The 20,412-nt window shown below is 38.6% G+C and carries 19 protein-coding genes; 13 read left to right on the forward strand and 6 right to left on the reverse strand.

All coding sequences use genetic code 11. The features are described 5' to 3' along the window. Positions 1–30 precede the first annotated feature (30 nt). From ACG94X_RS00305 to ACG94X_RS00320, 4 genes are all read left to right on the forward strand, one after another. Complete coding sequence (locus tag ACG94X_RS00305; RefSeq protein WP_419381753.1) at positions 31–675, forward strand: trimeric intracellular cation channel family protein; 645 nt, start codon at positions 31–33, stop codon at positions 673–675. A gap of 221 nt (positions 676–896) precedes the next feature. Continuing rightward, positions 897–2,216: a niacin transporter NiaP gene (gene niaP, locus ACG94X_RS00310; protein WP_419381754.1), complete on the forward strand. Its 1,320-nt coding sequence runs from the start codon at positions 897–899 to the stop codon at positions 2,214–2,216. 488 nt (positions 2,217–2,704) lie between these two features. Next, positions 2,705–4,924 (forward strand): DNA topoisomerase IV subunit A, encoded by a 2,220-nt coding sequence (gene parC / locus ACG94X_RS00315; RefSeq protein WP_419381755.1) that lies wholly within the window; start codon positions 2,705–2,707, stop codon positions 4,922–4,924. A gap of 149 nt (positions 4,925–5,073) precedes the next feature. Continuing rightward, a complete protein-coding gene (locus tag ACG94X_RS00320; protein WP_419381756.1) occupies positions 5,074–6,747 on the forward strand; it encodes an AMP-binding protein in 1,674 nt (557 codons plus the stop codon). A 124-nt stretch (positions 6,748–6,871) separates the two neighbouring features. Here the strand turns inward: ACG94X_RS00320 and ACG94X_RS00325 are convergent, their stop codons facing one another. Next, a complete protein-coding gene (locus ACG94X_RS00325) occupies positions 6,872–7,267 on the reverse strand; it encodes a hypothetical protein (RefSeq protein WP_419381989.1) in 396 nt (131 codons plus the stop codon). A gap of 104 nt (positions 7,268–7,371) precedes the next feature. Here ACG94X_RS00325 and ACG94X_RS00330 point away from each other — a divergent pair, with 104 nt between their 5' ends. After that, positions 7,372–7,770: an MAPEG family protein gene (locus tag ACG94X_RS00330; protein ID WP_419381757.1), complete on the forward strand. Its 399-nt coding sequence runs from the start codon at positions 7,372–7,374 to the stop codon at positions 7,768–7,770. Between the two features lie 125 nt (positions 7,771–7,895). Next, positions 7,896–8,423 (forward strand): inorganic diphosphatase, encoded by a 528-nt coding sequence (ppa, locus tag ACG94X_RS00335; RefSeq protein ID WP_419381758.1) that lies wholly within the window; start codon positions 7,896–7,898, stop codon positions 8,421–8,423. Between the two features lie 120 nt (positions 8,424–8,543). On the opposite strand, the gene ACG94X_RS00340 is transcribed toward ppa, so the two are convergent. Beyond that, entirely contained in the window at positions 8,544–9,056 is a 513-nt protein-coding gene (locus ACG94X_RS00340; protein WP_419381759.1) for a hypothetical protein, read from the reverse strand. A gap of 52 nt (positions 9,057–9,108) precedes the next feature. After that, a complete protein-coding gene (locus ACG94X_RS00345) occupies positions 9,109–10,398 on the reverse strand; it encodes an OprD family outer membrane porin (RefSeq protein ID WP_419381760.1) in 1,290 nt (429 codons plus the stop codon). Positions 10,399–10,706: 308 nt separating this feature from the next. Between ACG94X_RS00345 and ACG94X_RS00350 the strand changes: the two genes are divergently transcribed. Both ACG94X_RS00350 and ACG94X_RS00355 read left to right on the forward strand, forming a co-directional pair. Then, entirely contained in the window at positions 10,707–11,477 is a 771-nt protein-coding gene (locus ACG94X_RS00350; protein ID WP_419381761.1) for a TorF family putative porin, read from the forward strand. Between the two features lie 545 nt (positions 11,478–12,022). Then, positions 12,023–12,790, forward strand: coding sequence for a TorF family putative porin (locus ACG94X_RS00355; protein WP_419381762.1), 768 nt, complete (start codon positions 12,023–12,025; stop codon positions 12,788–12,790). An 86-nt stretch (positions 12,791–12,876) separates the two neighbouring features. On the opposite strand, the gene ACG94X_RS00360 is transcribed toward ACG94X_RS00355, so the two are convergent. The 3 genes from ACG94X_RS00360 to ACG94X_RS00370 all read right to left on the reverse strand — a co-directional run bounded on the left by ACG94X_RS00360 (position 12,877) and on the right by ACG94X_RS00370 (position 15,202). Further along, positions 12,877–13,386, reverse strand: a complete 510-nt coding sequence (locus ACG94X_RS00360) for a GNAT family N-acetyltransferase (protein ID WP_419381763.1) — start codon at positions 13,384–13,386, stop codon at positions 12,877–12,879. Between the two features lie 27 nt (positions 13,387–13,413). After that, complete coding sequence (locus tag ACG94X_RS00365) at positions 13,414–14,901, reverse strand: YifB family Mg chelatase-like AAA ATPase (RefSeq protein WP_419381764.1); 1,488 nt, start codon at positions 14,899–14,901, stop codon at positions 13,414–13,416. 73 nt (positions 14,902–14,974) lie between these two features. Then, positions 14,975–15,202 (reverse strand): accessory factor UbiK family protein, encoded by a 228-nt coding sequence (locus ACG94X_RS00370; protein WP_419381765.1) that lies wholly within the window; start codon positions 15,200–15,202, stop codon positions 14,975–14,977. A gap of 275 nt (positions 15,203–15,477) precedes the next feature. Here ACG94X_RS00370 and glnK point away from each other — a divergent pair, with 275 nt between their 5' ends. The 5 genes from glnK to ACG94X_RS00395 all read left to right on the forward strand — a co-directional run bounded on the left by glnK (position 15,478) and on the right by ACG94X_RS00395 (position 20,349). Further along, complete coding sequence (gene glnK / locus ACG94X_RS00375; protein WP_004868205.1) at positions 15,478–15,816, forward strand: P-II family nitrogen regulator; 339 nt, start codon at positions 15,478–15,480, stop codon at positions 15,814–15,816. 67 nt (positions 15,817–15,883) lie between these two features. Next, the gene (locus ACG94X_RS00380) at positions 15,884–17,269 is read left to right on the forward strand and encodes an ammonium transporter (RefSeq protein WP_419381766.1); all 1,386 of its coding nucleotides are present in this window, start codon (positions 15,884–15,886) and stop codon (positions 17,267–17,269) included. A gap of 153 nt (positions 17,270–17,422) precedes the next feature. Beyond that, positions 17,423–17,887: a transcriptional regulator NrdR gene (nrdR, locus tag ACG94X_RS00385; protein WP_419381767.1), complete on the forward strand. Its 465-nt coding sequence runs from the start codon at positions 17,423–17,425 to the stop codon at positions 17,885–17,887. A 48-nt stretch (positions 17,888–17,935) separates the two neighbouring features. Beyond that, entirely contained in the window at positions 17,936–19,045 is a 1,110-nt protein-coding gene (ribD, locus tag ACG94X_RS00390; protein ID WP_419381768.1) for a bifunctional diaminohydroxyphosphoribosylaminopyrimidine deaminase/5-amino-6-(5-phosphoribosylamino)uracil reductase RibD, read from the forward strand. Next, entirely contained in the window at positions 19,042–20,349 is a 1,308-nt protein-coding gene (locus tag ACG94X_RS00395) for a DNA adenine methylase (RefSeq protein ID WP_419381769.1), read from the forward strand. Before ribD ends, ACG94X_RS00395 begins: the two co-directional genes overlap by 4 nt. Positions 20,350–20,412: the final 63 nt, after the last annotated feature.

The raw sequence follows: 20,412 nt of genomic DNA on the forward strand, positions 1-20,412 counted from the left end.
GCATCTTTTACCTTCAGTGGATGAAGGGCAATGTTACTCACCATTATTTATATTATCGCAATTACAGCGGAAGCCATGACAGGAGCGTTGTCGGCAGGACGACGAAGCATGGACTGGTTCGGTGTAGTGCTGATCGCATGTGTCACAGCTTTGGGTGGCGGTTCCGTCCGAGATGTGTTGCTAGGACACTATCCACTGACTTGGGTTAAACATCCCGAATACTTAGTACTTACATGCTGTGCAGCCTTTTTCACCATTCTCATTGCCAAATGGATGAAGCACTTACATTCTATCTTTCTATTATTAGATGCACTTGGTTTAATCGGTTTTACCATCATTGGCTGTCAGATTGCTTTACAGATGGGGCATGGCTTTGTCGTATGTGCTGTAGCTGGGGTATTAACTGGGGTGTCGGGTGGTATTCTGCGTGATATTTTATGTAATGATGTACCTTTGGTGTTCCGTCGAGAACTCTATGCATCGATCTCTTTTGTTGCGGTAATTTTCTACTGGTTCTGTATAAAAATGGGGCTATCTCTTGAAATTACAGTGATTTCAACATTGGTTTTTGGATTTTCACTGCGCTGTATAGCGATTTATTTTGGGCTGGAAATGCCGAAATTTATTTATAAAGATGATGATGCACAATCGGCATCTTCTAAAGATGAAACTTGATTTATAATAGACTTCTCACATCATTTATAATCCTCTTCATTTTGCTCTTTAAGTGAAATTTAGGGGATTTATGTAAGATGTTTATTCAATTCTTATCTAATTTTGAATAAAACGGATGATTTGTTTTTAGCTTTAAATTCAGATGATCAAAAGAATATACAAAACAATAAATTCTGTTGTGAAAGCAGTACCTCCATTTTCACTTATTCAGAGAAATCATTATGGATTTAGTATCACGGGTACAACGGCTGCCGATTGGTAAATTTCACTACACCTTACTTTGGGTGATCGGACTCGGCTGGATGTTCGATGCCATGGATACAGGGCTCATTTCATTCATCCTGACAAAAATGGCAGAAGAATGGCAAATGACACCTTCGGAAAAAGGCTGGGTTGTATCTATCGGCTTTGTCGGCATGGCGATTGGTGCTGTGCTTTCAGGTGGTTTAGCGGACAGGATTGGTCGTCGTACTGTATTTGCTCTTACATTGGTGACTTATAGTATTGCCACGGCTTTATGTGCTTTTGCACCGAATTTAACATGGCTTTTAATTTTTCGTTTTATTGTTGGATTAGGTTTAGGTGGGCAATTACCTGTTGCTGTGACTTTGGTGAGTGAGTACATACCTGCACATGTTCGTGGTCGTTTTATTGTCCTATTAGAAAGTTTTTGGGGACTCGGTTGGCTTGTAGCTGCTTTAATTTCCTATTTCGTCATTCCCACGTATGGATGGCACATTGCCTTTTTAATTGGTGGCTTACCTGCCATTTATGTATTTATGATTTTAAAAAATGTGCCTGAATCTGTCCCATATCTCATCAACTGTGGGCGGATTGAAGAAGCACATGCACTGGTACAAAAACTTGAACGTCAATGTGGCGTAGAAGTGATTAAAATTATTGAAGTCAAACCTGTAGCAGAAAAGCAGAATATTTCGTTTTCACAGCTTTGGTCAGGCGCTTTTGCAAAACGTACACTCATGTTGTGGTTAATCTGGTTCGGTATTGTTTATTCTTATTATGGAATTTTTACATGGTTACCAAGTCTGTTAGTGCAACAGGGTTTTACCATTGTGCAATCTTTTGAATATGTCTTGGGAATGATTTTGGCACAACTTCCGGGGTATATCGTCGCCGCATGGTTAGTGGAAAAACTTGGACGTAAGCCAACATTGGCAGGTTTTATTGGCATGTGTGCTGTATCTGCTTATTTCTTCGGTCAGGCAACGTCTGTCAATACGATCATGCTGTGGGGCTGTTTGATGTCGTTCTTTAACCTTGGTGCATGGGGCGTGTTATATACCTACACACCTGAGCAGTATCCGACAAATATTCGTGCTTTTGGTTCGGGATGGGCATCTGCGGTTGGGCGTATGGGCGGTATTGTTGCACCATTGGTGGTCACGCATATGATGGTGGCAAGTAATGGTTTTAGCGCTATTTTTATGATGTTTACTGCGGTGTTATTGGCGGTTGCTGCCGTGATTTTAGTGTTAGGTGAAGAAACCAAAGGCAAGACGTTGGAAGAGATTGGATTGTAGGTTGATTTGAATATTTCGATGCTTTATCCAGATTGTTAAATGACTAAAAGATGAATATCACTTCATCTTATATTGGAAAGTTTAAATAGATTTTTGTAGGGGTATTCTTACTTTTTGAAGCAAAAGTAACACAGCTCTTTTGTTGAATTAAGGGTACGTCTTATATCAATTTTTAATAGGGGTATCTTTGCTGCCATGTGATAGTAATATTTGCGATGGTGTTCCTGTACTGGTCATGGATTTGTTCATATTAATCTGGTTTTCAATATCGTGAAAATTAATTGAAGGCGAGAGTAATTATTAAAATAAAAATAATCAGTTGCTCATTTCCTTAAAAATGGATAATTTTACGACATTAGAAACATCTGAAGACGCAAATTGTCGTTGTGTCACACGCTTGCTCTTGTGTCGTCAGACCCTGCGACATAGCATAGAACATAGAACCAAAAACACATTTAGCTCGCATTTATTTAGGATAACAGGTTGTTATGACAAGCCTTGCGCATCATGCGACAGAAAATCGTTCCGTAGCAGAATTTACCGAACAGGCATATCTCAATTACGCCATGTACGTGATCATGGATCGTGCATTACCACATATTAGTGATGGTCTAAAACCCGTACAGCGTCGTATTGTTTTTGCGATGAGCGAACTCGGTTTAAAAAATAGTGGTAAGCCGAAGAAATCTGCACGTACTGTGGGTGATGTGTTGGGTAAGTACCACCCTCATGGCGACTCAGCGTGTTATGAAGCCATGGTATTGATGGCACAACCTTTCAGTTATCGTTATCCCTTTATCGAAGGACAAGGTAACTGGGGGTCACCCGATGACCCTAAATCATTTGCTGCGATGCGTTACACCGAAGCAAAATTATCGCTATATAGCGAAGTACTATTGTCAGAACTTGGACAAGGAACGTGTGATTGGCAGGATAATTTTGATGGTTCAATGAAAGAACCAGTCAACCTACCTGCTCGTGTACCCAATATATTACTTAATGGTACAACAGGGATTGCTGTTGGGATGGCAACTGATATTCCACCGCACAATTTACGTGAAGTGGTGAAAGGCACGATTGCTTTAATCCGTAATCCAAATCTGACTGATGAAAAAATTGCTGAATACATTCCTGCACCAGATTTACCGACCAAAGCGGAAATTATTACCCCACCAGAAGAATTGTTGAAAATACAGATCACAGGTCGTGGTAGTTACCGTACTCGTGCGGTTTATACTATTGAAAAAAATGAAATTGTGATCACTGAATTACCGTATCAGGTGTCAGGTTCTAAACTCATCACTCAGATTGCAGATCAGATGCAGGCGAAAAAATTGCCATTGGTTAGTGATTTACGTGATGAATCTGATCATAAAAATCCAACACGTTTAGTGATCGTGCTACGTTCAAATCGTATTGATGCAGATGCAGTGATGAGTCATCTTTTTGCAACGACAGATTTAGAGTCGAGCTATCGTGTCAATATGAACATGATTGGTGCAGATGGTCGTCCACAGGTCAAATCTATTCGACGTATTTTGCTTGAATGGATTGAAATCCGTAAAAATACAGTGACTCGCCGTTTACAATATCATTTAAATAAAATTGAAAAACGCCTGCATATTTTGGGTGGTTTAATCATTGCTTATTTAAATATTGATGAAGTCATTCGCATCATTCGTGAAGAAGATCAGCCTAAACCTGTATTGATGATGCGTTTCAATATTGATGAAATTCAAGCCGAAGCCATTTTAGAACTCAAGTTACGTCATTTGGCGAAACTTGAAGAAATGGAAATGCGCCGTGAACAGGATGAATTAGAAGCAAGAGCAGCGATTATTCGTGAACAACTAGAAAATCCTGAATCTTTAAAATCTTTGATCATTGAAGAACTTAAAGATGATGCGAAAAAATTTGGTGATGATCGTCGTTCGCCAATCGTGCAGCGTTCTGAAGCAACAGCTATCAGCGAACAGGATTTAATGCCTGCTGAAGCCGTAACTGTTGTACTTTCTGAAGCAGGTTGGATTCGTTCGGCAAAAGGGCATGATGTTGATGCAAGCAGTCTGAACTTCCGAGCAGGCGATCAGTATTTAAGTTCAGCGCAGGGTAAGACCAATCAGAAGGTTTATATACTGGATGAAACAGGCCGCAGTTATGCACTTGCTATCAATAGTTTGCCGTCCGCGCGCGGATTAGGTGAACCCTTGAGTTCAAAACTTTCACCTGCAAATGGTGTCGGCTTTATTCAAATTGTCATTGAAGAAGATGATAATGAAATTGTCGCTGTCAGCTCGAATGGTTATGGGTTTAAAACCCAAGCAAAACAACTGGATACCAATGCTAAAGCAGGCAAGTCGTTCCTAACTGTTGCCGATGGTGCTAAAGCTTTACCGATAGAAGCGGTTGGCAATCATACGCATTTGGCTATACTTAGTTCAGCGGGTCGTTTACTTTTAATTGATTTGTCAGATTTGCCAACGCTAAGCAAAGGCAAAGGAAACAAGTTGATACAACTTGAAAGTAATGATTTCATCCAATTTATGCTAACTTTAAATTTAGATGAAATAATTCAAGTGCTTGCAGGGCAGCAGCAACTAAAATTAAAAGGCGATGATTTACAAAAATATATAGGGAAGCGCGCGTCAAAGGGGCAACTCTTACCACGTGGCTATCAAAAAGCAAATAGACTGTTGATTCAAAGATAAAACTAGCATCCATAGCACGAAATACGTTATATATGGAAAGTATTCGTAGATATGGATGTAATATTAAGCAGACAGAAACTAAAAAATGAAGCTTAATATTGAAAAAAATAGTTTAAAACCAAGGATTATTGATTGGAGCACATGGCATAATGGAAAAGATTTGGTTCGCTGAATACCAAAAAACTGGGATTCCAGAGACAGTAGAATTGCCACCGGAAAACACCTCGCTTATTGATATTTTTGAGCGAAATTTCCAGAAATTTGGTTCACGTGACGCTTTTATCTTTATGGATAAAACGCTGTCTTTTAGTGAACTTGAACTTGCTAGCCGTAAATTTGCTGCCTATCTTCAAAGCCTTGGACTTGCAAAAGGTTCTCGTGTTGCAGTGATGATGCCGAACGTATTGCAATACCCAGTTGTTGCATTGGCTGTGTTCCGCGCAGGTTTAGTTTTAGTGAATGTGAATCCACTTTACACTGCACGTGAGTTAGAACATCAATTAAATGACTCTGCTGCAGAAGTATTGGTTATTGTTGAAAACTTTGCCACTGTATACCAAGCAATTTTAGGTAAAACTCCTGTGAAGCACGTTGTTGTTGCTTCTGTAGGTGACATGCTTGGAACGCTAAAAGGTACTTTGGTGAACTTTGTTTTACGTACTGTACGTAAGCAAATTCCTGCATGGAATATTCCAGGTCACACGAAATTTAATACCGCACTTGCAAAAGTGAATCCAAATAACTACAAACGCCCAACGATGACCCTGAGCGATACAGCAGTATTACAATATACTGGTGGTACAACAGGCGTATCGAAAGGTGCTGAGTTAACGCATCGTAACCTTGTTGCAAACTTGCTGCAGTGTGATGGTATTTTCCAAAGTAAATTTGGTGTCGGTGATGGCTCGAAAGATGATCGTATCTTCTGTGCATTGCCGCTGTATCACATCTTTGCATTCATGGTTTGTGCAATGTATGGCATGTACAAAGGTCAAGCGAATATTTTAATTCCGAATCCACGTGATTTACCTGCAGTGATTAAAGAGTTACGTAAATATCAACCAAGTTTCTTCCCAGCAGTAAATACATTATTTAATGCTTTAGTACACAATGAAGAATTCAGACAGCTTGATTTCAGTAAATTGAAAATGGCGATGGGCGGTGGTATGGCTGTATTGCCGTCAACTGCAGATGCTTGGAAAAAGTTAACGGGTTCAATCATTATTGAAGGTTATGGTTTATCTGAAACTTCACCTGTTGCAACAGCAAATCCACCTGCGACAACTGAATTCAGCGGTACAATCGGCGTTCCATTGCCTTTAACCGATGTTGCAATTCTGGATGATGATGGCAATCACTTAGCTCAAGGTGAGCAAGGTGAAATCTCGATTCGTGGTCCGCAAGTCATGAAAGGCTATTGGAATCGTCCAGATGAAACTGCCAAAGTAATGACCGCAGATGGTTATTTCCGTACAGGCGACATTGGCGTGATGGATGCTCGTGGTTATTTTAAAATCGTAGATCGTAAAAAAGATATGATTTTAGTTTCAGGATTCAATGTATATCCTTCTGAAATTGAAGAAATCATTGCACTAAATCCAAAAGTATTGGAAGTTGCTGCGATTGGTGTACCTGATGAAAAATCAGGTGAAGTGCCGAAACTCTTTGTAGTGAAAAAAGATCCGACACTAACGACAGAAGAAATCTTGGCATATGCAAAAGAGAATTTAACAGGCTATAAACGTCCACGTTATGTTGAATTTTTGGATGAATTACCAAAATCAAATGTAGGTAAAATCTTGCGTAAAGATTTACGTAAGTAATCACACGTTAGATATTGCTCGTAAGATACTGAAAAAGCGCCAAAATTGGCGCTTTTTCTATTTAAAGATTAGCTGTAGAAAATACAAATTAGACTTAAAATGTATGGTTGAATCCGATTTTATTTTAAAGCTGATATTTTTTCGAATTACTATACCAACTGTCGAAATAAGGACGGCTGAGCCCGACAATTGCGGTAAATGTGAGCATCGTCCCCATTTGACGACCTAAGGCAGAAGGATTGATTGTTCCATAGCTAAAATAAATATCTACGAGGCAATACACCGCTATAATGGCCAACCATAAATATAAATTCATTCGTTTAATGCCAACAGCAAAAAAAGCCAAGATGAGTATAATCAATGTGCCTAGTGTTGATTGCCAATTATAATTCGCACAAATCACACAAAGCAAAAAAGCCATAATTGGTAATGTAATTTTTAAGATACGATCAATTTCTGCATGTTGTTGTTGCTGTTTTGATAAACCCTCAAACAACTCTTTTTGATCTTGTTGCACAATACAGCCCCTTACTACACAATTTATCAAAACTCTATATTTAACAAAAAACATTCTGTTAATGCCATGCTATGATAACTCGCATTCGTACTCCATGAGAAAAAATCATGTCTGGGATAGATGGCATCATATATCTAATTTTAATTGCCTGCTTACTTCCTTATGCTTTTACCATTATCGCCAAAGCAGCGGGTGGGTTTACTGTTGCAGATAATAAAAATCCGCGTGAATTTCTAGCCAAGACCACTGGGCTTGCAGCACGTGCCAATGCAGTACAGCAAAATAGTTTTGAAAGTCTTCCTTTATTTATCAGCTCGGTTTTAATGGCTGAATATATGGTGATTCCGCAACATCTGATTATGATGCTGGGTATTGCTTATATTATTCTAAGAATTATCTATGCAATTTGTTATCTTGCTAATATTTCTGCATTACGATCAATTATTTGGTTTCTTTCAATGGCGTGCCCAGTTGTTTTATTACTGTTGATTGTTCGCATGATGTAAACCGATTTCTCGATAAAGCCATATTCACTTTGATCCAGCAAAATGTATAATCGACAACTGTTTGCGCAATTTAGCGTTATAATCGACAAGATTTTAAATTAGACTCCACTGTAAAAGAGTATCGTATGAGCTATAGCAATATCCCTGCGGGTAAAGATGCACCAAATGACATCTATGTGATCATTGAAATTCCTGCAAATGCATCGCCAATTAAATATGAAGTCGATAAAGACTCAGATGCTTTATTTGTAGACCGTTTCATGGGTACGGCAATGTTCTATCCTGCAAACTACGGTTATGTGCCGAATACTTTGTCTGAAGATGGTGACCCATTAGATGTATTGGTTGTAACGCCACATCCATTGGTTCATGGTTCAGTGATTCGCTGCCGCCCAGTGGGTAAATTGAACATGGAAGATGACGGTGGTATCGATGCTAAACTGATCGCAGTTCCGCATGAAAAATTAACACCGTTGTATAAAGATGTTCAAGAATATACAGATCTTCCACCGTTGTTGATCAACCAAATTGAACATTTTTTCCAGCACTATAAAGATTTAGAGCCTGGTAAATGGGTTAAGTTAACGGGTTGGGAAGGTTCTGAAGTTGCGAAAGCTGAAGTAATCAAATCAATCGAAGCTGCGAAAAAATAATGTTCTAAGCTGCTTTAGAGCTGAATAATGAACGATGACATTCAGATCTAAAAATAAAAAAACCTGCACATTGTGCAGGTTTTTTTAATGAAAATTTTTAAAATAAACGTAGTCTTTCATTTATTCACAGATTTCTTGGTATCCATCATGCAATAATTCTTGTGTAAGATGATTATAAATATAAATTTCGTCGCCAAGGTTTATAAATATCATTTTCATATCCTTGAATATGAGTGAAATACCTGTTTGAGTGGATTGATAAACAATTTTTTGTATGGCTCTAAGCGGTTCTCCAATCGCTTGTTTTACACTCGTCATTTCGTTTAATTTTATTTTTTTTAGTATTCCAAATTCATCCATATCTAAATCCTTACATTTTTTATTGATAAATGTATCTACACCCATAGCGAGTTGATCTCCTCGAATGTTAAGAATATTTTTATCGAAATGTAATTCATATTCAATAATATCTGAATCGTCAAAAACAGAAAAATCACCATTACTTGACTCAAAATAGATCAGTCCATAAATATCTATAAAAATTTGATTCATAAATATATTTATATTGTTCATAAAATATGTTTTTGATTTTATACAGTGAATATCATACATCTTATATAGAATATGATTCATAAAAAACCTGCATAAAATGCAGGTTTCTTTAACTTAATATTTTGTCTGAGAATTAAAATAATTTCACAGGAATATCAAGGAATACACGCCATTCGTTGGTATCACCAATATAGACAGGATTATAAGCTTCACTTGCACGGTAGTAAGAGTGACGTACACGTAAGCTTGCATCTTTGGCAAAACCACTTTGCATGGTGTATTTCACTTGGTTGAAGAATTCACGTTCTTGCGCTTCATCCGTCACATTACGGACTTTAATGTCCCAACCATAAACAAATGCAGTCGTCCAATTTAAACCGGGAACACCATAACCGCTAAAGTCTAAGTTATATTGTACTTGCGCTGATTTTTCATGGTTACCAATAAAGTCAGACAAATATGAGTTCGGTAGATAAATACTTTGAAAGCCATCAGCATTTTGACCATAGTCATAACCTGTATTTCCTGTATTTTGTTGGTAAGCCAACATCACAGAATGAGGGCCTTGGTTATATGTACCTGATAGAGCCCATATATTATTGCTACGACCATCTACATCTTTATTGCCAATAGATGATGAGTAAGTTTCTGCAGCTTTGTCCCATTCAGTGTGATAACCACTAAAATCAAATGTTAAAGAGCTTTTGTTTTGCAAAGGCAATTTATAGTTGGCGTTGATATAATGACGCTCTAAAGTGTTTTTAGAATCTAAACCATAATAAGATGCATTTAATTGGTCATCAAATTTGTATTTGGCACCCCAAACAATAGCACTATCGAGTCCATTGCCATTCACATCAGAATCTCTATTGATTTGATCCGACATTTGATCTTTAGTAAATTTACCTGCAACCAATTCTAAGTTTTTAATTTCACGGCTGGTTAATAACGTACCTTCGAAATATTCTGGAACTAAACGTCCTGTGTTACTGGCAAGTACAGGTAAATCTAAAACTTGTGTACCATAACGGACAGTGGTATTTGAGAAGCGAGCTTTTACATTTGCACCACCACGCGCCCAATGATCATAAGGATTACCTTGATTATCACGTGGGATCATGTTGTTGCTAGAATGGTTGTTATCGCCAATCTTAAAAGAACCATCGCCAACGACGCCAATACCAAAACCGACGATACCTTGAGTGAAGCCTGAATCTAAGTCAACAATTGCCGTTTGTGCAAATGAATTTTGGTCTTCTATGCCATGTTTCTTGTCACGGCTGATATAACCCGTGCGAAATAATACTGAACCATTTGCATCTTCCACAAAACCTTTTGCATCACTTTGTTCGCTAGCAAAGGCAGGAGTAAAAATTGCAGCATTAATTAATACCGCTAAAGTAAGTTTTGGAACATTCAACATGAGTTGCCTCGTAAGCGAGATAATATAGTACCGTCTGATTAAATTCAGAACAGATAATAGGTGAATTGTATAATTAATCTATAAAAAAGAATCTATTTTGATCAAGAATATTTCATTTTTGTAATATATTTACTGAATATTAAGTCATTTACTTATACGGAAAAAGTATAAGGAGGGCGAAAATCTTTCATTAATCAGAAAAGATACAATTCATTTAAAAAAATGGGCGATTTAAAGTAATATTTTACCAAAAGTTTAAAAAAATAGTAAAATTCTGCTTTATTTTTCTCCCTACTTTTACTGACCTCATGAATTCACTACTCACTCAATGCGTATGGGCCGTGCCTATATGTATACTTACGTGTTCCACATTTGCAGAAGAAAGCCAGATTTCGACATCAGAGGGCATAATTTCTGGAGATGTAGGATTAGTCTCTCAGTATATCTACCGTGGTGGTGTGGAAAATAATGACATTGCCATACAAGGTGGTGTGGAATATGCCCATAAAAGTGGTTTCTCTGTGGGTTATTGGGGATCAACTTTAGATTATGATTCTACAGATGAGCAGCACGACCATGGTTTTGAACATGACATTTATCTAGCTTATCACCATCAAATCAGCAAAGATTGGAGCTATAAATTACAAACGACGGCATATCTTTACCAAAATGGTGGGACGGTTTATACAGAAGGAAATGATCATCGTCGTACTACAGCATTTGATGTACTTGCCGAAGTTGCTTATAAAGATCTTAGCTTGAATGCTGCGGTTATATTGGCAGATGCTTCTTTTGGCAATGCTGGAGATACTTATTTAAGCGCACGTTATAGCCATGCTTTGCCGCAAGATTTTCTGTTTAATGCATCAATTGGCGGTTCGGTTTATAACAGTCAACGTGATGACAATATTATCCAAACCACTCAAAATTTTGCTTTTAATGAAGCGCGTGTGGGAGTGAGTAAGAGTTTTACAAATACTGGTTTAACTGCTTCATTTGACTATGTGGTCGGTGGTGAGGATCGCTTAGGTGAAGAATTGGATAATCATGCTGTCTTGGGTTTAAATTACAGTTTCTAATTTAATTTGAAGTTCGAGCATTTGGATTCGATTCTTCGAACTCAAACCATTTTCAAATGATGGTTAGAAAATGGTTATGATAGTGAAAAGTGCATTGTTGGAATGAATAATGCACTTTTTTTAAGCATTTTATAAAATTCATCACAACTTATGTTCAAAAATAATACAAAACCAAGTTTTTAATTATAGGATACCCGTCTATTTGCTTATTTTACTTTATTTTTACGTATCTACTGTTTTTGGAAATAGCAATTTTACGGGCTGCGCTTCGATACTGCTGTTCTCTTAGCGTTAGGATCAAAGTAGGTCAATATGTATATTCTCACTGCTGTATTGAATGAAATAGAACTTCATCAACAGCACCATGCACATCAATTACGACTATTTAAAAAAAATAATATTATAAATAACAAATTATTAGCATCTTACAGTGATGTGCTTTTACACCATACAGCCAAAGTTGGCATAGCAATTGCTAAATACATTACGAGTTCATCAAATTTAAGCAAAACAAATAGACATCGTATGATGGGGGAGCACTCAAGATGAAATTTTCTACTCAAGCACTGGTACTGGCGGTCTTATCTTCTACAGCAACAATGGCAATGGCTGAAGATAATGCACTTGCTAAATTAGGTTTAAGTTTTTCTGGTAGCGCTGCCATAACGAGTGATTATCGTTATCGAGGGATTACGCAAACGGCAAATGATCCTGCTGTGCAAGCTGGTTTTACTTTGTCTCATAGCTCAGGATTGTATGGTGGCTTATGGGGTTCAAATGTAAATTTTGGCGGCCCTGATCCACACTTAGAGCTTGATCCTTTCATTGGTTATTCAACAGCTTTAGACAGCTTTGCTGGAAAACCTATTTTAGATGTAGGTGTTTGGTATTATGGTTATCCAAGTGCAAGCGACCTGAATTGGGCAGAATTGTACGGGAAATTAATCTTTAAAAATGCGCTTACTGAAGGCGATAGCATTTTAACCAATATTAACTATACCAATGATTATGCGGGCGCTAAAGCAGATAGCTGGAATATTAATTTAGGTTATTCAGTACCATTTGGTGCAACAGGTTTTGGCGGTGTTGCGAATGTGGGCTATACCACTGTGGATGAAGATAAATATAGCTTCAATGGTAAAGACAACTATGTCGATTGGAAAGCTGGTGTAACGTATACACTCAAATCTATTCCAACTGTAACCGCAGAATTGGCTGCAATTGGTAGTAATATCGATACTGATGGTTTAAGTCATGCAGGTAAACGCGGTGTGGAAACGGGTGCAGTATTTACCCTAACCAAAGCATTCTAAGCATGATGAATTGATCGTGACGTTTAGGAAAGGTGACTTTAAGTCACCTTTTTTATTTGCAAAAATATCCTCAATGAGCCTGTAAATTATGCTGTTGCTGCAAAAGCTTGGGAATATTGAACTTCACCTTGTGGAAAGGTTCCATCAAAGGAAATAGCTTGAAAATATTCAATCGGAACATCCGCTAAAATTAACCCTGAAACTACCTTAAATCCGAAGTTTGAATAGTAATTAGGGTCACCTAAAACAACACATCCAGCCGCAGAAAATTGTTTGAGTTGCTCTAAAGCATGTTGCACTAAAGTAGATCCCACCCCTTGTCGTTGATATTCTGGCGCAACAGAAATAGGTCCTAGTCCATACCAGTTTTTTGCTCCAGAAGAAATTTCTACAGGTGAAACAGCTATATGTCCAATAATATGTTGATCAAGTTCTGCAACAAGGGAAATTGTTAACTGTTGAGCATTACGTAATGCATTAACAATGAATTGTTCATTATGATCTGTATGTTCAGCATTTTCAAAAGCTCGCTTGGTGAGATTGAAAATCGCTTCAGTATCATCTACTTGTTCGTTGCGTAAAGTTAAATTGAGCATAGCGTGTCCTCATTCAATTTTAAAAATTTAGGCTTGGCTTCCTCTATAGGATAAAGCTTCTGTTAAATGGATACTCTGAACCTGTTCACTTTGTGCCAAATCTGCAATGGTTCTTGCAACTCGTAAAATACGATGATAGGCACGAGCAGAAAGATTTAAGCGTTGTTGTGCCATTTCAATCATTTTTCTCGAAGCTTCATCAAGAATGACATAAGCTTCTAATTGCTTAGGTGAAAGTGAGTGATTTAATGCACCTTGTCTTTGAATTTGCCAATGAAAGGCCTGAATGACACGCTCTCTCACCGTTGCAGAGTTCTCTACAGCATTATCATTTTGTAATTCTTGTGTTTTTAATGGCGGCACATCGATATGTAAATCAATGCGGTCTAATAATGGTCCCGAAATTCGATTTTGATAGCGTTTGATCGATTCGGCAGAACATTGACAACGACTATCTTGATTAAAAGCATAACCACACGGGCAGGGATTCATTGCTGCAATGAGTTGGAAATTTGCAGGAAAGGTTACTTGTCGTGAGGCACGAGAAATAATGATTTCTTTAGATTCCAGTGGTTGTCGCAGAACTTCTAGAACTTTTCGGTCAAATTCTGGTAACTCGTCCAAAAATAAAACGCCTAAATGAGCTAAAGTAATCTCACCAGGTTTAGGGTGAGAACCACCACCGACCAATGCGATTGCGGAAGCAGTATGATGTGGTGCTCGGAACGGACGTTGCCCAAAATGATGTTGGGCATTTGCAACGGAATAAATACTGGCAACTTCTAAATTTTCTTGCGAATTTAACGCAGGTAAAATACTGGGTAAACGTGATGCAAGTAGTGTTTTTCCTGTACCAGGCGGACCTTTAAATAAGATGGAGTGTCCGCCTGCTGCCGCAATTTCCAATGCACGCCTTGGACGGAGTTGCCCTTTAACATCTTCTAAATCGAATTTGTAATAACTTGATTGTTCAGCTTTTTTAGAAATAGTCGCATCTATTTTTTTCGAGCTTAAAAAATGTTCACAGACTTGTTTTAAATGTCCTGCTGCAAAAACTTGAAACTCAGGCAGTTGCGCAGCTTCATCTGCATTTTCTTTAGGAAGCATGAGTTGGTGTTTTGCAGATTGGCAAGCCATTGCGATTGTCAGCGTTCCTGTGACTGGACGCAAATGTCCATCTAAAGCCAATTCGCCAATAAATTCAAATTCATCTGTGACATTTTCAGGCAACTGTCCCGTTGCAATTAAAATACCTAAAGCAATGGGTAAATCTAGTCGTGAACCATCTTTGGGTAAATCGGCTGGTGCTAGGTTGATAGTTAAACGTTTGGTTGGAAACTGATAACCACTATTAATAATGGCAGAACGTACACGATCTTTACTTTCACGAACGGCAGCTTCGGCTAAACCGACAATGGTTAAAGAGGGCAGTCCAGCACTGACATGTACTTCAACTTCAATTAAAGGCGCATGTAATCCAAGTAAACCTCGGGTATAAATTTTTGCAAAAGACATTATTGTTATTCCAATTTGCTTTATTTTTAATCGTTTTATTGTTTTTTATGCACTAAATTTGTGCAAAAAATAATTAGCTTTTCTTTTGGATTAAAACTTCGAGGGCTTTTACTTGTTCTTGCAATGTATTGAGTCGTTGATTGGCATTATTAAGTGCAGTTTTTTGACGTTCAATTTCATCTTTAGATACCAGATCCATTTTAGATACAGCTTCATTGAGTAGTGCGCGTAAGTTATATTCTAGGTCTTTTTTAGGTTGATCGACTTGTTCCAGAATTGCTTGTAATAATGTTTCAATCATGAGGAATCCGAAAGGTTTATATTATTGGCCTAGTGTACCATCGCTCTTTTTTTTTTGCCTAAGTAATAATGAGGTCAAATAGAATAATCCGATGATTAATCGTTAATATTCTTGTAGAAATGTTTATTTTTTAAATCTCAAACTTCTCCTAAGTGTATAGAATAGGTTATAAATACTAATCATGTTAATCCGATGAGCATCCCCAACCGCTGAGAAGATTGGCATGAAAATTGAACATAAAACCTTACTGGTGAAATAAGCCGAAGGAAAACAATATGAAGCTCGTAACCGCAATTGTAAAACCGTTTAAATTAGATGATGTACGTGAAGCATTGTCAGAAATTGGCGTCCAAGGGATTACCGTAACTGAAGTTAAAGGTTTTGGTCGTCAAAAGGGTCACACTGAACTGTACCGTGGTGCAGAATATGTTGTTGATTTTCTACCTAAAGTAAAAATCGAAATTGCAATTAGTGATGACATGGTGGACTCGGTCATTGAGTCGATCACGCGTGTTGCTAGCACTGGGAAAATTGGTGATGGAAAAATTTTCGTAACTAATTTAGAGCAAGTTATTCGTATTCGTACGGGTGAAACAGGGCCAGATGCTGTTTAATTTGGCATAAAGTTTGCTTGTTGTGTATATCAATACATAACTTACAAAATTGGGTTGGGGGATACGAATGAAAAAAATGCTATTAGCGCTCAGCCTGTCTGGCGCACTCCTTGGCGGGTCAGTTGCGTGGGCAGAAGAAAACGTAACTGAACCCGCATCAACAGCTATAGTTGCTGCAAGTGAAGTAGTTACCGCTACAGTACCTGTTGTTGTGCCTGAGGCGACACCTACAGCAATACCAGACGTAAAGCCAAAAGCAGACACTGGTGATACGGCTTGGATTTTAGTTTCTACAGCACTTGTTTTATTGATGACCATTCCAGGTTTAGCACTGTTCTATGGTGGTATGGTTCGTAAAAAAAATGTTTTGAGTACGATGGCGCATAGCTTTAGTGCTGCTGCAGTTGTCAGTATTGTATGGGTTGTGATTGGCTATTCATTGGCATTTGGATCAGGTAATGCCTTAATTGGCGGTCTCGATAAAGTCATGCTATCGGGTATAACTACAGATTCGCTTAGTGGTACGATTCCAGAAATTTTATTCGTTATTTTCCAAATGACTTTTGCAATTATTACGGTTGCGATCATTAGTGGTTCAGTCGCTGACCGCATGAAGTTTAGTGCTTGGATTACCTTTATTACTGTTTGGGTCATCGTGGTGTATGCACCGATTGCTCATTGGGTATGGGGTGGTGGTTGGTTAATGAATGATGGTGCGCTTGATTTTGCCGGCGGTACAGTTGTTCATATTAACTCAGGTGTTGCAGGTTTAGTGGCAGCCTATTTGCTCGGTAAGCGTATGGGTTTAGGCAAAGAATCTATGGCGCCACATAACTTAGCTTTAACTGTATTAGGTGCAAGCCTTGTGTGGGTAGGTTGGTTCGGATTCAATGGTGGTTCTGCACTTGGTGCGAATGGCTCAGCAGCGTATGCCTTGGTAACAACTCAAATCGCAGCGGCAGCAGCAGCAATTTCTTGGTTAATTGTTGAGAAAATTGTACGTGGTAAAGGTTCTGTATTGGGTGCGGCATCTGGTGCGGTAGCAGGCTTAGTGGTGATTACACCCGCAGCAGGTTTCGTCACAGTCAGTGGCGCATTGATCATGGGTATCATTGGTGGCGTTGTATGCTTCTGGGGTATTTCAGGTCTAAAACGTATTCTTAAAGCAGATGATTCTTTAGATGCCTTTGGTCTACATGGTGTTGGTGGTATTGTCGGTGCGATCTTAACTGCTGTATTTGCAAGCTCATTTATCATGGGTGATAAAGCGCCTACAGATATGATGCATCAATTATGGGTACAAGTTGAAGGTGTACTGGCAACGATTGCTTACTCAGGTATTGCAACCTTTATCATCTTAAAAATCATTGATGTAGTGATAGGCATTCGTGTTGAATCTGATGATGAACGTATGGGCCTAGACCTCAGTCAGCATGGCGAACGTATTGAATAATATCAATGATGTGTAATTTATAGGCAATAACTATATATTGTGTAAAACAGCCCATTTGGGCTGTTTTTTTTCTATATATTGCGAAATGTTCAACAACCTCAGATTTTTTTGCTACACTAGTTCAAATTACGAATTTTGTTCAATTAAACCACTATGCATTGTCCATTTTGCAACGCCGCTGATAGTAAAGTTATCGATTCGCGTTTGGCAGCTGAAGGCTGTCAGATTCGTCGACGTCGTGAGTGTATTAATTGTGGTGAGCGTTTTACCACATTTGAAAGTTATGAAGTGGTTATGCCACGTGTCACCAAGTCTGACGGAAAAAATGAACCTTTTGATGAGGCAAAATTACGCCGTTCATTAATGCATGCCTTACAAAAAAGACCTGTTACTCAAGAGCAGATTGAAACAGTTTTGAGTGATATTCAATTACAAATTCGCCGTTTGGGTGAGCGTGATGTACGTTCACGCACCATTGGTGAAATTGTTATGCAGGCTCTATTTGCTTTAGATCATGTGGCTTATGTACGTTTTGCATCAGTCTATCAAGATTTCCAAGATATAGACGCTTTCCGTCATCAAATTGAACAAATGCAATATCGTGATCAAGATGAGTAAAATCCAAGTCTTATTTGCAGCCTATTTACGAGCAATTTTAGGAACACTATGTCTGAATTAAATCAGAATGCAAAGCATGTAGATGTTAATTCGGATCAAGTTTGGATGCAGAAAGCGATTGAGCTGGCTAAACTTGGACAATATTCCACTCGTCCTAATCCCAATGTCGGTTGTGTGATTGTCAAAGATGGACAATTGATTGGTGAAGGTTTTCATCCTCAAGCAGGGCAACCACACGCAGAAGTTTTTGCAATGCGCCAAGCAGGAAAGTCTGCTTTTGGTGCAACAGCTTATGTGACTTTAGAACCTTGCGCGCATTATGGGCGTACACCGCCGTGTGCAAAAGGTCTGGTCGAAGCAGGCATTGCTAAAGTGGTCATCGCATGTTCAGATCCGAATCCATTGGTCGCGGGCAAGGGTGTAGATATTTTACGTCAAGCTGGAATTCAAGTTGAAACAGGTATTTGCGAACAACAAGCTACACAATTAAATCTTGGATTTTTAAAAGCAATGGCAAGCAATATGCCTTATGTACGTTTGAAAATAGCATCAAGTTTAGATGGTCGTACAGCAATGGCTTCTGGTGAGTCGAAGTGGATTACAGGTATAGAAGCACGCCAAGATGTGCAACATTGGCGTGCTATTTCTGGTGCAGTGATTACTGGTATTGATACCGTTTTAGTCGATGATCCGTTATTAAATGTCCGTTCTTTACCAAATGTTGATATAGAAAATATTGTCCAACCCACACGTATTATTTTAGATCGTCAGGGGCGTTTATCTTTAACGGCACAGATTCTTCAACAGCCTGAAACAGTCATGGTCATGGGACCATTTCGCAAGGAACTTGCACAGTTAGGCGTGGTACAATTAGACGTTCAATCTTTAACAGATTTGCTGCACACTTTAAAAGATTTTCAAATTTATGATGTGTTGGTTGAAGCAGGTGCAACGTTATCCACTGCATTTTTGCAGGAAAATTTGGTTGATGAATTGATCAGCTATGTTGCCCCTACCTTTTTAGGTCAATCAGCACGTGCTATGTTCAATGCAGAATTTGAACATATGGCGCAACAACTTCGTTTTAAGCTACAAGACGTCACTCAATTGGGTGATGATATTCGCTTAAGACTCATCCCTTCCCAAGAGTCAGTATGAATTCAGAGTCGCCATCACCATCGGTTTATCACAAACGTCGCCATTCTGCGCGTACAACAGATGAATATCTTTTTCATCAGCTTGTTCCTTATTTGGGGAACAAACGTCGTTTGTTACATCTGATTCTTGAAGCACTGGAAATCACTGGAACATTAAATACAGGCAGTAAACGTGCCCCGATTTTTGCAGATTTTTTTGCAGGAAGTGGTGTGGTCTCACGTTTAGCCCGTCAAAATGGTTATCGTGTGATTGCCAATGATTGGGAACCGTATAGTCATGCGTTGAACCATGCGATTCTTGCCTGTACTGATGCGCCTGCGTTTAAAGAATTAGGTGGTTATCAAAAAGCTATTGATTATTTAAATCGCTTACCTGAAGTGAAAGGTTGGGTGACCCATAATCTTTGCCCCCGTAATGATGAAATTTATGATCCTGCACGTGACCGTTTATTCTTTAAACGCCGTAATGGTATGCGTATAGATGCTATTCGTCAGCAGATTGCCACTTGGCAGGCACAGGGTGCAATTGATGATGTGGAAATGAGTGCTCTGCTTGCTCCATTACTTTATTCAGCAAGTTTTGTGAGTAATACCAGTGGCGTATTCAAAAGCTTTCACCATGGTTGGGGTGGGAAAACCCAAACTGCTTTAGAGCGAATAGAATCTTTGCTTTGGCTCACACCAAGCCGTTTCAGTGAAGTCGGTGATAATAAGCAAAAAACACCTATGGCTGAAATGTGGTGTGTCGATGCACAGCATTTAGCCAATCAAATGAGTAGTTTTGAAGTTGATGTGGCATATTTAGATCCACCTTATAATCAACACGCTTATAGCAGTAATTATCATGTACTCAACTCCTTAACACTTTGGGATCAAGCAGATTTACCGACACCTGATACCAAGGGCTTTAAAAGCGGGATTGACCGTGCTTGGCGTAAGGAACGGCCGAGCCAATATAATTCTTCAAAATATGCACAAGAAGCATATGAGAAATTATTGGAAACGATTAATGCGCGCTATATTCTCACCAGTTATTCCACTGATGGAAATATTGAAGCTAAAGATTTATTGGCAGCAAATTTAAAACGTGGCAAAGTAACTTTGTTGACACAAGATGTACCTCGTTATCGGGTAAGTAAACAGCGCCAGTCTGAACGTGCACGAGTACTTGAGTTTATTGTTATTACTGATACACATGCCAAATCTGGGCCACCATTACGTCAGTTATTGGGGCAGCTCTATCATTTTGCAGAATTAGGTGGTGTGGATACTTCAGGTGCGAGTACGCAATTAGCACTCTGGTAAAATGAATATTCTCCTTTAAAAAAGGTAGATGCTACACCATAGTACATGTTTTAAAAGCCTCAT

Source organism: Acinetobacter psychrotolerans, from assembly GCF_048552595.1.
Taxonomy (GTDB): Bacteria; Pseudomonadota; Gammaproteobacteria; order Pseudomonadales; family Moraxellaceae; genus Acinetobacter.

Coding starts and splice junctions, on each gene's coding strand:
- nrdR (WP_419381767.1), top strand. CDS start 17,423: ATGCATTGTCCATTTTGCAACGCCGCTGATAGTAAAGTTATCGATTCG.
- ACG94X_RS00370 (WP_419381765.1), bottom strand. CDS start 15,202: ATGATTGAAACATTATTACAAGCAATTCTGGAACAAGTCGATCAACCT.
- ACG94X_RS00350 (WP_419381761.1), top strand. CDS start 10,707: ATGAATTCACTACTCACTCAATGCGTATGGGCCGTGCCTATATGTATA.
- ACG94X_RS00330 (WP_419381757.1), top strand. CDS start 7,372: ATGTCTGGGATAGATGGCATCATATATCTAATTTTAATTGCCTGCTTA.
- ACG94X_RS00395 (WP_419381769.1), top strand. CDS start 19,042: ATGAATTCAGAGTCGCCATCACCATCGGTTTATCACAAACGTCGCCAT.
- ACG94X_RS00365 (WP_419381764.1), bottom strand. CDS start 14,901: ATGTCTTTTGCAAAAATTTATACCCGAGGTTTACTTGGATTACATGCG.
- parC (WP_419381755.1), top strand. CDS start 2,705: ATGACAAGCCTTGCGCATCATGCGACAGAAAATCGTTCCGTAGCAGAA.
- glnK (WP_004868205.1), top strand. CDS start 15,478: ATGAAGCTCGTAACCGCAATTGTAAAACCGTTTAAATTAGATGATGTA.
- ACG94X_RS00360 (WP_419381763.1), bottom strand. CDS start 13,386: ATGCTCAATTTAACTTTACGCAACGAACAAGTAGATGATACTGAAGCG.
- ppa (WP_419381758.1), top strand. CDS start 7,896: ATGAGCTATAGCAATATCCCTGCGGGTAAAGATGCACCAAATGACATC.
- ACG94X_RS00345 (WP_419381760.1), bottom strand. CDS start 10,398: ATGTTGAATGTTCCAAAACTTACTTTAGCGGTATTAATTAATGCTGCA.
- ACG94X_RS00380 (WP_419381766.1), top strand. CDS start 15,884: ATGAAAAAAATGCTATTAGCGCTCAGCCTGTCTGGCGCACTCCTTGGC.
- niaP (WP_419381754.1), top strand. CDS start 897: ATGGATTTAGTATCACGGGTACAACGGCTGCCGATTGGTAAATTTCAC.
- ACG94X_RS00355 (WP_419381762.1), top strand. CDS start 12,023: ATGAAATTTTCTACTCAAGCACTGGTACTGGCGGTCTTATCTTCTACA.
- ribD (WP_419381768.1), top strand. CDS start 17,936: ATGTCTGAATTAAATCAGAATGCAAAGCATGTAGATGTTAATTCGGAT.
- ACG94X_RS00320 (WP_419381756.1), top strand. CDS start 5,074: ATGGAAAAGATTTGGTTCGCTGAATACCAAAAAACTGGGATTCCAGAG.
- ACG94X_RS00340 (WP_419381759.1), bottom strand. CDS start 9,056: ATGAATCATATTCTATATAAGATGTATGATATTCACTGTATAAAATCA.
- ACG94X_RS00305 (WP_419381753.1), top strand. CDS start 31: ATGTTACTCACCATTATTTATATTATCGCAATTACAGCGGAAGCCATG.